Source organism: uncultured Polaribacter sp., from assembly GCF_947503875.1.
In the GTDB taxonomy this organism is placed as follows: domain Bacteria; phylum Bacteroidota; class Bacteroidia; order Flavobacteriales; family Flavobacteriaceae; genus Polaribacter.
This window is the reverse complement of sequence record NZ_CANNFH010000001.1, coordinates 214,616-227,968: the sequence shown is the minus strand read 5'-3', so window position 1 is coordinate 227,968 and position 13,353 is coordinate 214,616. Positions and strand designations below refer to the sequence as shown.

Here is a 13,353-nt window from a genome sequence, read left to right as displayed (position 1 = left end):
GTTTTACGAGTTGGTATATATTTGCTCGTTTTTTATTAAAAAAAATCAGACTTAAAAATTATAAAATGCAAAACAAAGGACTTATTAAGGTATTTGCTCTACTATTTGGTTTAGTTAGTTTATACCAATTATCATTTACGTTTTTAGCCAATAAGGTAGAAGACGATGCTGTGGTTTATGCAGAAAGCAAAGCAACCACTGCTAGAGAAAAAGCAAATTTCGAAAGAAAATATTTAGATAGTGTTGCCAATAAAGACATTATAGATTTAGGTGTTGCCCAATATTCTTACAACGATGTAAGAGACAAAGAAATGAATTTAGGTTTAGACCTAAAAGGTGGTATTAATGCCATTTTACAAGTTTCTGTAAAAGAAGTTTTAAAGAGTTTATCTAACGACTCTAAAAATGAAGCATTTAATAATGCTTTAGCAGCAGCAGATGTAAAACAAAAAAGTAGTAATGCAAATTACTTAGACTTATTTTTTGAAGAATTTGAAGCAATTGCTGGAGATACAAAATTAAGTGATCCTGCTATTTTTGGTACCAAAGCTTTAAGCGAAAAGATTTCTTTTGATGAAGCAAATGCTTCTGTAAAAGAAACCTTACAAGAAGAAATTAACAGTTCTATTGGTACTGCTTTTGAGGTATTAAGAAGTAGAATTGATAAATTTGGGGTAACCTCTCCAAACATTCAAAGAATTGGTAATTCTGGTAGAATTCAGATTGAATTACCGGGTGCTAAAGACATTGAGCGTGTTACAAAATTAATTACCAGTAAAGCAGAATTACAGTTCTGGGAAGTATATACAAATGCAGAAGTACAAGGTTTCTTTTTCTCTGCAAATGCGAAAGTTGCAGAATTATTAAAAGAAGATGTTGACACTGAACAAGTAAAAGATACTGCTAAAAAAGATGACATTGATGATCTTTTAGGTGAAGCTGTAGACTCTACAAGTGTTCAAAAAAACTTATTTACATTTTTATTACCTAATGTTGCGCAATCTCAACAACAAATGAGTTCTTTAGTTGCACAGGCTAGGGTAAAAGATACTGCAAAGGTTAATGAACTACTAGCTAGAAAAGAAGTTAGAGATTTATTACCAAATGAATTACGTTATGTAAAATTCTTATGGGACTACAAGCCTTTTACATCTCCATCATCGCCTACGGCTGAAGATGATATAGAAATAGAACCTATTATTAATCTTTATGCTATTAAATCAAATAGAAATGACAAACCCGCTATTGAAGGTGACGTTATTTTAGATGCTGGTCAAGTTTTTGACCAATTAAACAAGCCAGAAGTTAGCATGACCATGAATAGTTCTGGTACTAAACAATGGAGTAAACTAACAGGAGAAAATATTGGTAAGTTTGTGGCCATAGTTTTAGATGATTACGTGTATACTGCACCATCAATTAATCAAAAATTGGGTAGCATGTCAAGTATTTCTGGTGGAAGTATGACTGTTGCTGAAGCAGAAGACATTGCTACTGTATTAAAAGCAGGTAAATTACCAGCTGCTGCAAGAATTATTCAATCTGCGGTTGTTGGACCTTCTTTAGGGCAAGAAGCAATTGATGCCTCTTTCTTATCTTTTGGATTGGCTATTTTATTAGTTTTAATTTGGATGATTGTATATTATGGTAAAGCAGGTTTATTTGCAGATGTTGCCTTAATTGTAAATATCTTATTCATCTTTGGAATTTTAGCTAGCTTTAATGCTGTATTAACGTTACCTGGTATTGCTGGTATTATTTTAACCATTGGTATGTCTGTAGATGCCAACGTAATTATCTTCGAAAGAATTAAAGAAGGTTTAGGTTTAAAGAAAGGTTTAAAGCAATCTGTAGAAGAAGGTTTCTCTGTAAAAGGAGCATTATCTGCAATTATAGATGCTAACATTACTACTTTATTAACAGGTATTATTTTATATGTTTTTGGTACAGGACCAATTAAAGGTTTTGCATTAACCTTAATGATTGGTATTGCAACTTCTTTATTTACTGCCGTATTTATTACACGTTTATTAATTGATGGCGCTGTTAATAAAGGCACTAACTTAACATTTAATACCTCTTTATCTAAAGGGTGGTTCCAAAATATAAATGTAGAATTCTTAAAGAAACGTAAAATTGCGTATGTAATTTCTGGAGGAATTATTATTGCTGGTTTAATTTCTATTTTTTCTATCGGATTAAAGCAAGGTGTAGATTTTAAAGGAGGTAGATCTTATTTAGTTCGTTTTGATCAGACAATGGTGCCTACAGATGTTGCTAATACACTAAAAGATGCTTTTGGTTCTGCACCAGAAGTAAAAACATACGGTGAGGCAAATCAATTAAAAATAACAACGGTTTATAAAATTGATGATGAAGGACAAGAAGTAGATGAAGAAGTACAAAATGCTTTATTTACAGGTTTAAAACCGTATTTAGGAAACACTACTTATGAAAGCTTTAAACCAGGTTTTGAAAAATCAGGAGCAGGAATAATGAGTGCAGATAAGGTAGAACCTACCATTGCAGATGATATTAAAACCTCTGCTTTGTACGCAGTATTTGGTTCTTTATTAGTTGTTTTCTTGTACATTCTACTACGTTTTAGAAAAATATCCTATTCTATTGGAGCTGTAGCAGCTGTTTTTCATGATGTATTAATTGTATTAGGTGTATTCTCTATTACTTATAACTTTATGCCTTTTGATATGGAAATTGGCCAATCTTTTATTGCTGCCATATTAACTGTGGTTGGTTACTCTTTAAATGATACCGTGGTAATTTTTGATAGAATTAGAGAATTTGTAGGAGACTACAAAAACAGAGCATTAAGTGAAAATGTAGATAAAGCTGTAAGTTCTACCTTAGGAAGAACTATAAATACATCTTTAACTACCTTAATAGTAATGATTGCAATTTTTGCCTTTGGTGGAGATTCTATTAAAGGATTTATGTTTGCACTTATTGTTGGTGTAGCTGTAGGTACGTATTCATCTTTATTTGTGGCAACACCAATAATGTATGATGCTACTAAAAAAGAAGACAAAAAGAAATAATTATACGCTACAAGATTTTAAAATCTTGTAACTTTTAAAACCGTTTTTCAATAAAATACTGAAACTAGTTCAGTGTAGTTTGAAAAACGGTTTTATCATTCAATAGCAAGACCTTATATTTGCATAAAATAGAGTTGTAATTACGGTAACAAATTGTGGCCACAAAAAAAATATAAATCCTTTGAGATTTAAAAATACGATTAGCGATATATTAAAAATGATTTTTGCACTCGCAAATTGCGACTACAAAACTAAAAGTATACCTATTTTAAGGTTTAGAAAATAATGAGCATTATCAATTTACACGATTTATATTTTAAACCTTTTATTAAAAAGGAAGAAATACAACAAATTGTAAAACAACTTGCCTACCAAGTAAAACAAGATTTACCAAAAGGTGAAATTCCTATTTTTGTAGGTATTTTAAATGGTTGTTTTTTATTTGCTGCAGATTTCATAAGAGAATTCCAAGGAAATTGTGAAGTCTCTTTTGTGAAACTAGCCTCTTATAGTGGCACAAAATCTACTGAAAATGTAAAAGAATTGGTAGGTTTAAATGAAGATTTAACAGACAGAACAGTTATTATTTTAGAAGATATTATAGATACTGGCGCAACACTGCAAGAAATTTATAATATATTCAGAGATAAAAATGTAAAACAACTAAAAGTAGCCTCACTTTTTTTTAAACCAAATGTTTTTAAAAAAGAATTACCCATAGATTATATTGGTAAAAGTATAGAAGACAAATTTATTATTGGCTACGGATTAGATTATAACGGATTAGGTAGAAATTACCCAGAAATATTTCAATTAACAACAGCACCCAAAATGAAAAACATTGTATTATTTGGCCCTCCAGGAGCAGGAAAAGGAACACAAGCAGAATTTTTAAAAGACATGTACAATTTAGTACATATTTCTACTGGAGACGTTTTTCGTTTCAATATAAAAAATGCTACTGAATTAGGTTTACTAGCAAAAAAATATATGGACGAAGGAGATTTAGTGCCAGATGAAGTTACCATAAATATGCTAAAAGCAGAAGTAGAAAAAAATGCAAACGCTAATGGTTTTATTTTTGATGGTTTCCCTAGAACAGAATCACAAGCAGAAGCTTTAGATGCTTTTTTAGCAGATAAAGGAGAGCAAATAAACGGAATGGTAGCCTTAGAAGTACCAGAAGATTTATTAGTAGAACGTTTGCTAGAAAGAGGAAAAACTAGCGGGAGAGCTGATGATACCGACGAAGGTAAAATCAGAAATCGTTTTAACGAATACAATACAAAAACTGCTATTCTTAAAGATTATTTCGCAGAACAAAACAAATATTATGGAATTAATGGTGTAGGTTCTATTGCAGAAATTACCAAAAGAATTGCAGAAGTATTTAATAAATTGTAAAATGTGTAACTGTTTAAGCGTTTAACTGTTTAAACGTTTCAAACACAATTACACTTGTAAACAATTACACAACTACACATAAAGATGACCGAAGGAAATTTTGTTGACTACATAAAAATATACGCATCTTCTGGAAAAGGTGGGCAAGGTTCTGCGCATTTACACAGAGAAAAATACATTACCAAAGGTGGACCTGATGGTGGAGATGGTGGACGTGGAGGACACATTATTTTACGTGGCGACAAAAATATGTGGACGTTGTTTCACCTAAAATTTAAACGTCATTTTAGAGCAGAACATGGTGGTGCTGGGAGTAAAAGTAGAAGCTCTGGGCACGATGCAGATGATATTTACATAGATGTACCTTTGGGAACCATTGTAAGAGATGCAGATACCGATGAAATTTTACACGAAATTACAGAAAACGGTAAAGAAGTAATTTTATTACCTGGTGGAAAAGGTGGTTTAGGTAACTGGAATTTTAAATCGTCTACAAACCAAACACCAAGGTATGCACAACCTGGTATAGATGGACAAGATGGCTGGTTTAGAATCGAATTAAAATTATTAGCAGACGTTGGTTTGGTAGGTTTCCCAAATGCAGGTAAATCTACACTTTTATCCGTTTTAACGGCTGCAAAACCAAAAATTGCAGATTATGCTTTTACTACGCTTAAACCAAACTTAGGTATTGTAGAACATAGAAATCACTCCACTTTTGTAATTGCAGATATTCCTGGTATTATAGAAGGCGCCGCAGAAGGTAAAGGTTTAGGGCATCGTTTTTTAAGGCATATAGAACGTAATTCTGCCTTGTTATTTTTAATTCCTGCAGATTCAGATGATATTCAAAAAGAATACGATATTTTACTAAACGAGCTTAAAAAACACAATCCAGAATTGTTAGATAAAGAACGTTTGCTGGCTATTTCTAAATCGGATATGTTAGATGACGAATTGCAAGCTGAAATTAAAGCTGAATTGCCAAAAGGTGTAAAAAGCATCTTTATTTCTTCTGTTGCAGAAATTGGTTTGCAAGAATTGAAAGACAGACTTTGGGAAATGTTGAATTAAAATGAACTTTAAATTTCGCATAAAACGCAGTGGAACATACAAATCCTTTAAAAAACTAGTATCTTTTTATTTTAAATAGCAAGATTTCGTCACAAGACAGAAATAACCAACAGGCGACAAACTTAGAAACTTTAAAACTACTAAACCTCCAAGGATGTAAATTCAAAAGTATCTCCATTAAATAAGCCTTTGTCGGATAATTTTAAAGAAGGTATTACCAACAACGCCATAAAAGACAAACTCATATAAGGGGCTCTTAATTTACTTCCCATTTGTTTTGCCATTTTATCTAATGTAGCATACTGTTTACCAATTTCTTTGGCTGATTTATCAGACATAATTCCTGCAATGGGTAAAGCAACTATTTTTTCTTCTGTGTTAGAAACTGCGCATACTCCTCCTCTATTTTCTATGATTAAATTTACAGCCTTACAAATGGCTTCATCAGAAACACCAACGGCAATTATGTTATGAGAATCGTGCCCAACAGAACTTGCAATAGCACCTTCTTTTAACCCGAAATTTTTAATAAAAGCAATTGCTGGTGTATCGTTTTTATAGCGATTTACAACTGCCATTTTTAAAATATCTGTAGTTGTATTTGAAACTAAATTTCCATTTTCTATAAGCGTATCTGCTTCAATTTGGTTGGTTACCAATTCGCCATCCAAAGCTTCTATAACTCTTATTTTTCTAGCTGATGATTCGAATCTAAAATCTTCTATCTTCTTTTTATCCGTATTAAAGTTATTCAGTACTTCAAAATCTACATGTTTTACAAAACTTTCTCCATTTTTGGCAACCAATTCGCCATTGATATAAGTTTTTAAAACACTAAAATTGGTTAAATTATCAACTACAATAAAATCTGCGAAATCTTCTTTTTGCAACAAGCCAACATTTAAATTATAATGTTTAACAGGATTTATACAAGCTGCTTGCAAGACTTTAAAAACATCAATTCCTTTGGCAACTGCTCTTTCACATAACTGATTGATATGACCCAACAACAAATCATCTGGATGCTTGTCATCTGAACAAAACATCATATTTTGGTAATTTTCTGGCAACAGATCAATTAAAGCCTCAAAATTTTTGGCAGCAGAACCTTCTCTAATAATTACCTTCATCCCTTTTGCTAATTTTTCTTTAGCTTCATCAAAAGAAAAACATTCGTGATCTGTAGAAATACCTGCAGCAATATATTTGGTTGCATCTTTTCCTCTTAAACCAGGTGCATGACCATCAATGGGTTTGTTGTTATTTTTTGCATGCTGAATCTTCTCCAATACTTCTGCGTCCTCAAATAAAACACCAGGATAATTCATCATTTCTGCGAGATATTTAATATCAGGATTCTCCATCATGAGTTTAATATCATCACCATTTATAGTAGCTCCAGCACTTTCAAAAGAAGTAGCTGGCACACAACTTGGTGCTCCAAAATTGAATTTCAACGGAACTTTCTTTCCGTTTTCAATCATAAAATCAACACCTTTTACACCTAAAACATTAGCTATTTCATGCGGATCTGAAACGGTTGCAACTGTACCATGGGTTACTGCTATTTTTGCAAATTCACTTGGCACTAGCATAGAACTTTCTATGTGAATGTGGGCGTCTATAAAACCAGGTAAAATATAGTTTTCATTATTATGATTTGATTTTCTGATTTCTAAAATTTTGCCATTTTCAACCTCTACTTCACCTTTAAAAATGGTCTTTTTTAAAATATCAACTATATTTCCTTTGATAATCATAACTTATATTTTAACACAAATTTACAAAGAATAACATTTGTAAAAAGTGCAATTTGTAAAGATTATATTATTTTTAATTTATGAAATTACCAAAGGCACATCAAGACTTTAAAAACAAATATGGTTTTGTAAAGCACCCGAATTTTGAGGCTTTTTTAGAATGGTCTTCTAAAAATACATTTTCATTAAAAACCTTATTCCCAACTATTAAAAAAGAAGAAATGCATCATATTGATTTAAGCACAACTACTAATTTTATTGGCGGAATTGAAGAATTTAATAATATTCCGTTTTTTCAAACAAAAATAGAGGCATTACAAAAACAAGTACCCAATAAAATAATTACTGGCGGTTATTTAGAAAAGCGTGCGCTTTACACATCAGATTTATATGTTAGAGAAATTAACGGCAAAACAGATCGAAGAAACACTCATTTGGGTGTAGATTTTTGGTTGCCAGAAAACACACCTGTTCATGCAATTTTAGATGGTGAAGTTGTTGGAATTGATAACAATAATGAGCACAAAGGTTATGGTGGCGTAATTATTCTAAAACATACTTTAGCAAACTTTAATTTTTATACTTTATACGGACACAATACAATTGCTAGTGTTTTTCAACACAAAATAGGCGATTTTATTAAAAAAGACCAACAAATTGCAATTTTAGCCAATGCTAAAGAAAACGGAGACTGGGCAACACATTTGCATTTTCAAGTAATGCTAGATCTATTAGATTTTAAAAACGATTTTCCTGGAGTTGCTTTTGAAAGTGAAGTTGATATTTGGAAAACCATTTGTCCTAACCCAAACTTGCTGTTTCAATAGGAAGGGTTAATTGTGCCTAAAAAACATAAAATCATATAAAAAAGCTAACGAAAAGTATAATCTTAAATATTTTATGAAATAGAAGTAAAATAGAATCCCTACATTTATCATAACAAAAATTTCAAATAAGAGAATCTTATGTTTAAAAATATATTTTTAATATTCATTATTGCTTTTACTTTACAAATAAGTGGTCAAAAAAAAGCAAAAAATTGGGATGTTAACAATCCACATGAAACGTGGTTATATAACACTTTTCAGTTAGAAACAGATGAAGGTACTTGGATGAATTTAGATGTTTCTCCAGATGGTAAAACCATTGTTTTTGATTTACTCGGTAATATTTATAAAATGCCCATTTCTGGAGGAACAACAACTGTTTTACGCAGTGGTTTGGCTTATGAAGTACAACCCAGATTTAGTCCTAATGGAAAATACATTTCTTTTACAAGTGATGCTGAAGGTGGCAATAATATTTGGGTGATGACTGCCGATGGTAAAAATGCAAAATCAATTACAAAAAAAAAGTACCGCCTTTTAAACAATGCAGTTTGGACACCAGATGGAAAATCTTTGGTAGCCAGAAAACACTACACCTCAACACGTTCTGTTGGCGCTGGAGAAATGTGGCAATATCCTATTTCTGGAACAGCTGGTTTGCAATTAACCAAACGAAAAAACGATCAACAAGATGTAAATGATCCTTCTATTTCTGCTGATGGTAACTATTTATATTATGCAGAAGACATGTATCCTGGTGGTTTTTTTCAATACAATAAAGATCCAAACAAACAGATTTATGTAATTAAGCGTTATAATTTTAAAACCGGAGAAACAGAGCAAATTACAGGTGGTCCTGGAGGTGCAGCAAGACCTGCAGTATCTAAAGATGGTAAATTACTAGCCTTTGTAAAACGTGTAAGAACAAAATCGGTTTTATACATTCACGAACTAGAAACAGGTAGAGAATACCCAATTTATGAAAACCTAAGCAAAGACCAAAGTGAAGCTTGGGCGGTTTTTGGGGTATATCCTCACTTTACATGGTTGCCTAATAACAAAGACATTGTTTTTTGGTCTCAAGGAAAAATCAATCGCATAAATATCGACACGAAAAAAGTTACACGTATTCCTTTTCAAGTAAATCAAGAAATTAAATTAGCCAAAACACACCGTGTAAAACGTAAAGTTTTTGAAAATCAATTTTCTTCAAAAATGATTAAAGATGTACAAACTACTCCAGATGGAAAAACAATTGTTTTTACTTCATTAGGGCATATTTATAAGAAAGAATTACCTAATGGAACACCTATTAGAATTACAAATTTAACCAATTTTGAAGCTGAACCAAGCTTTTCTGCAGATGGAAATTCGGTTTTGTTTGTTACTTGGAATGATGAAGAATTGGGCGCTATTTACAAAGTAAATTTAGATGGTTCTGGTTTGGTAAAAATCACAAATGAAAAAGGAATTTACAGAACGCCAAAATACGATGCATCCAATAGAAAAATTGTCTACAGAAAAGAAGCTGGAAATGGAGATCAAGGATACGATTTTACCAAAAAAACAGGAATTTATATTGTAAATTCAGACGGAACATCGCCAAAAAGAATTGCTAAAACAGGAGAATTCCCAATGTTTTCTGCAGATAATAAAAGAATTTTCTTTCAAACGGGTGGCGCGTTTTTTGGCGGATTAACAAAACACTTAAAAAGTATTGATTTAGATGGAGAAAATGAAAGAAGTCATTTTTCATCAAAACTTGCCAATAGATTAGTTCCTAGTCCAGATAACAATTGGATTGCTTTTATCCATCTTCACAAATTATATATTGCACCATTTGTTTTAAATGGTAGCGAAATAAATTTAGATCAAAAAACAAAATCTTTTAAGGTAGAAAGTTTGTCTGAAAACGCAGGAATTAACTTGCATTGGTCTAAAAACAACAAACAAGTTTTTTGGACTTTAGGCGATGAATATTTTTCAAAAACAATAATCAATAATAGTACAGATCCTTTTGCCAAAACTAATTTGGATGCAGCAGAAAGCATTTCTACTAAAATTAATTTGGTTTATAAAGCAGATGTTCCTGAAGGAAGAATTGCCTTTAAAAACGTTAGAATTATTACTATGGAAGATGATGAAGTTATAGAAGATGGTACCATTGTTATTCATAAAAACAAAATTGAACAATTAGGCAAAAGAAGAAAAGTTGTTATTCCTGCTGGCACAAAAATATACGACTTAAAAGGCAAAACAATTATGCCTGGTATTGTAGACGTGCATGCACATGTTGGTGCTTTTAGAAACGGATTAAGCACACAAAAACATTGGCAATTTTACGCAAATTTAGCTTTTGGAGTTACTACTTCTCATGATCCTTCTGTGCATACTGCTGCTGCTTTTACACTAGAAGAATTGCAAAAAAGCGGACAATTAGTAGGTCCAAGATTGTTTTCTACCGGTTTTATATTATATGGTGCAGAAGGCGATTTTAAAGCTGTTGTAAACAATTTAAAAGATGCTCGTTTTGCTATTGCAAGAACCAAAGCTTTTGGTGCAAGATCTATTAAAAGTTACAACCAACCTAGAAGAGAGCAGCGCCAACAAATTATGCAAGCTGCAAGAGAACAAAGAGTAAATGTAGTACCAGAAGGTGGCTCTAATTTTTACTCTAATATGAGTATGATTTTTGATGGACATACAGGAATTGAACACAATATACCTGTAAATCCGGTTTATAAGGATGTTTTATCGCTATGGAAAAACAGTAAAACAGGCTACACGCCTACATTAATTGTGAATTATGGTGGAATGAATGGCGAATTTGAATGGTATCAAAAAATGAATGTTTGGGAAAATGAAACACTTTTAAAATACACACCAAGATATGTGGTAGATACACGCTCTAGACACAGAACTATGGTACCTGAAGAAGAATATAAAAATGGCCATATTTTAAGTTCTGAAACAGTTACTGCACTAGCCAATGAAGGCGTAAAAGTAAACTTAGGTGCTCATGGACAATTACAAGGTTTAGGAGCGCATTGGGAATTATGGATGTTGCAGCAAGGTGGATTAAGTAATCTAGAAGCGTTAAAAGCAGCAACGATTAATGGAGCAGAATATCTAGGTACTGCTGATGAAATTGGCTCTTTAAAAATTGGAAAATTAGCCGATTTAATTATTATGGATAAAAATCCGTTAGAAGATATTAAAAATTCTAATTCTGTAATTTATACGATGGTAAATGGGCGTTTATATGATGTAAATACCATGAATGAAATTGGAAATTATGATACCAAAAGAACCCAATTTTATTTTGAACAAAATGGCTACAATCAAGGTTTTCCTGTAGACATGAATACCAATAGTTTTTTAACACCTAAATGCAGTTGTCACGAATAAATAACAATTATTTTGGATAAATTACTTTATCTAAAGTAACATCAAACACATTTAAATCATTAATTTTAGCAATCGGTTTAAAGAAATTTAAACCGATTTTTTTACAATCTTTTCTACAATTTGATAGAAAACGATCATAAAAACCTTTGCCATAACCTACTCTATAATTACTTTCATCAGAAATTAAAAGCGGCACAAAAACTAAATCTAGTATCTCTTCAGAAACTTTTATTGCATTTATAGGTTCTGGAATTCCGTATTTGTTGCGTTTTATTTGGGTGTCTTTTTCTAAATAAAAATGAGTTAAAGTATTCTTTTTAAAATCACTTTTAGAAACCACAATTTTAATGTTTTTACTTCTGAAATAATTAATAATTGGTTTGGTATCTATTTCTTTAAACTTTTGAAGCGATAAAAAAATATGAATGGTTTTAATTGAAGAAAGATCTAAATCGTAAATTTGATTATAGATGTTTTCTTGAAACTTTAGAATTTCATCAGAAGTTAAATCGTTGCGTTTTTGCTTGTAAATTTTTCTTAGTTCAGATTTTATCATTGTTATAAAATTAAGAAAATCTATCCACAGAAAAAGGATATAAATTTAAAGAAGATGATTTATCAGAAATAATTTCAGAAACTAATTTACCAGTTGCTGGCCCTAAACTCCAACCCATCATTGCATGCCCTGTTGCAAAAGTTACATTATTGCATTTAGATGATTTACCAATAAATGGCAATCCGTCTGGAGAACAAGGCCTTAAACCACATTGTGCTGCTTCTTGTTCTTTATTTGAAAGTGTAATTTCTGGATAAAAATCTTTTACAGAATTGGCAATTGCCCCTACTCTAACAGGATTTATTTTGTGGTTAATTCCGCCAATTTCCATAGTTCCAGCGAAACGTGTAAATCCGTTCATAGGAGTTACAGCAACTTTTGCTTCACATAAAATAGCAGGAATTGTAATATTTGTTTCATTTTTAATATTAACGCTATATCCTTTTCCTGCTTGAATTGGAATTTTCACACCCAATTTCTTCGCTAAATTTTGCGACCAAGCTCCAGTTGCAATTACAAATTCGTCTGATTTTATACTTAAATTGGTTGTTTTTATTTGAGTTATTTTCTCATTAGAAACAGAAATATCTAAAACTTCTTCATTTTCTAAAATACTAACTCCGTTCTTTTTTAAGTACGTTTTTATTTGAGCCATAAACTCATTTGGTGTCATGTGCGCATCTGAGTGATAGTAAACTCCTCCTTTAATATTTAAGTTTACTTTTTTTTCTATTTTCTGAACTTCTTCTTTTGATAAATTTTTTACTTTTAAACCTTCTTTAATGGCTCTTTGACCTGTTTCCCATTCTTCTTCACCAGCTTTTTCAGTTTTATAATACATCATTAGACCTTTTTGTTGATAATGAAAATCGAAATCTCCCGAAGCTTTTAAATCTGCATATAACGCTCTACTTAACAGGTTAATGTCTTTAATTACAGGAATAGATTTTTCTACTTTAGATTTTGTTGCCGATTTTTTAAACGCAAAACTCCATTTTAAAAAATCTAAATCTAAACGTGGTTTCACATAAAATGGACTGGCAGAGTTTAGCATCCATTTAATGCCTTTGTTTATCATTCCTGGAGCAGCCAAAGAAATAATATGACTTGGTGTAATATAACCAGCATTTACATAAGATGCTCCACTAGAAAAATCAGATTTATCTATAACAGTAACTTTATGCCCTTCTTTTTGAAGGTAATAAGCAGTGCACAAACCTATAATGCCACCACCAATAATAATTACGCTTTTTGCCATGTAAATGTTT

Annotated in this window: 8 protein-coding genes; 5 read left to right on the top strand and 3 right to left on the bottom strand. The window is 31.5% G+C overall.

Annotated elements, in window-relative coordinates:
- Nucleotides 1-65: 65 nt before the first annotated feature.
- The 3 genes from secDF to obgE all read left to right on the top strand — a co-directional run bounded on the left by secDF (nucleotide 66) and on the right by obgE (nucleotide 5,534).
- A complete protein-coding gene (gene secDF, locus Q0684_RS00995; protein WP_299012179.1) occupies nucleotides 66-3,056 on the top strand; it encodes a protein translocase subunit SecDF in 2,991 nt (996 codons plus the stop codon).
- 285 nt (nucleotides 3,057-3,341) lie between these two features.
- Nucleotides 3,342-4,460, top strand: a complete 1,119-nt coding sequence (locus Q0684_RS00990) for an adenylate kinase (protein ID WP_299012178.1) — start codon at nucleotides 3,342-3,344, stop codon at nucleotides 4,458-4,460.
- Between the two features lie 84 nt (nucleotides 4,461-4,544).
- Nucleotides 4,545-5,534 (top strand): GTPase ObgE, encoded by a 990-nt coding sequence (gene obgE, locus Q0684_RS00985; protein WP_299012177.1) that lies wholly within the window; start codon nucleotides 4,545-4,547, stop codon nucleotides 5,532-5,534.
- 140 nt (nucleotides 5,535-5,674) lie between these two features.
- On the opposite strand, the gene ade is transcribed toward obgE, so the two are convergent.
- Nucleotides 5,675-7,294, bottom strand: coding sequence for an adenine deaminase (gene ade, locus Q0684_RS00980; protein WP_299012176.1), 1,620 nt, complete (start codon nucleotides 7,292-7,294; stop codon nucleotides 5,675-5,677).
- A gap of 80 nt (nucleotides 7,295-7,374) precedes the next feature.
- Here ade and Q0684_RS00975 point away from each other — a divergent pair, with 80 nt between their 5' ends.
- The gene (locus Q0684_RS00975; protein ID WP_299012175.1) at nucleotides 7,375-8,121 is read left to right on the top strand and encodes a peptidoglycan DD-metalloendopeptidase family protein; all 747 of its coding nucleotides are present in this window, start codon (nucleotides 7,375-7,377) and stop codon (nucleotides 8,119-8,121) included.
- A gap of 138 nt (nucleotides 8,122-8,259) precedes the next feature.
- On the top strand, nucleotides 8,260-11,529 hold the full coding sequence (locus Q0684_RS00970; RefSeq protein ID WP_299012174.1) for an amidohydrolase family protein: 3,270 nt from the start codon (nucleotides 8,260-8,262) through the stop codon (nucleotides 11,527-11,529).
- Between the two features lie 7 nt (nucleotides 11,530-11,536).
- Here Q0684_RS00970 and Q0684_RS00965 read toward each other — a convergent pair whose 3' ends face one another.
- Nucleotides 11,537-12,085 carry a 5-formyltetrahydrofolate cyclo-ligase gene (locus tag Q0684_RS00965; RefSeq protein ID WP_299012173.1) on the bottom strand — a complete coding sequence of 183 codons (549 nt, stop codon included), beginning with the start codon at nucleotides 12,083-12,085 and terminating at the stop codon, nucleotides 11,537-11,539.
- Nucleotides 12,086-12,095: 10 nt separating this feature from the next.
- Complete coding sequence (locus tag Q0684_RS00960) at nucleotides 12,096-13,343, bottom strand: FAD-dependent oxidoreductase (protein ID WP_299012172.1); 1,248 nt, start codon at nucleotides 13,341-13,343, stop codon at nucleotides 12,096-12,098.
- Between the last annotated feature and the right edge of the window lie 10 nt (nucleotides 13,344-13,353).

Bases quoted from the DNA above. Each gene is read 5' to 3' on its own strand.
- Q0684_RS00970 (WP_299012174.1), top strand. From the start codon at position 8,260: ATGTTTAAAAATATATTTTTAATATTCATTATTGCTTTTACTTTACAA.
- secDF (WP_299012179.1), top strand. From the start codon at position 66: ATGCAAAACAAAGGACTTATTAAGGTATTTGCTCTACTATTTGGTTTA.
- Q0684_RS00960 (WP_299012172.1), bottom strand. From the start codon at position 13,343: ATGGCAAAAAGCGTAATTATTATTGGTGGTGGCATTATAGGTTTGTGC.
- ade (WP_299012176.1), bottom strand. From the start codon at position 7,294: ATGATTATCAAAGGAAATATAGTTGATATTTTAAAAAAGACCATTTTT.
- Q0684_RS00965 (WP_299012173.1), bottom strand. From the start codon at position 12,085: ATGATAAAATCTGAACTAAGAAAAATTTACAAGCAAAAACGCAACGAT.
- obgE (WP_299012177.1), top strand. From the start codon at position 4,545: ATGACCGAAGGAAATTTTGTTGACTACATAAAAATATACGCATCTTCT.
- Q0684_RS00990 (WP_299012178.1), top strand. From the start codon at position 3,342: ATGAGCATTATCAATTTACACGATTTATATTTTAAACCTTTTATTAAA.
- Q0684_RS00975 (WP_299012175.1), top strand. From the start codon at position 7,375: ATGAAATTACCAAAGGCACATCAAGACTTTAAAAACAAATATGGTTTT.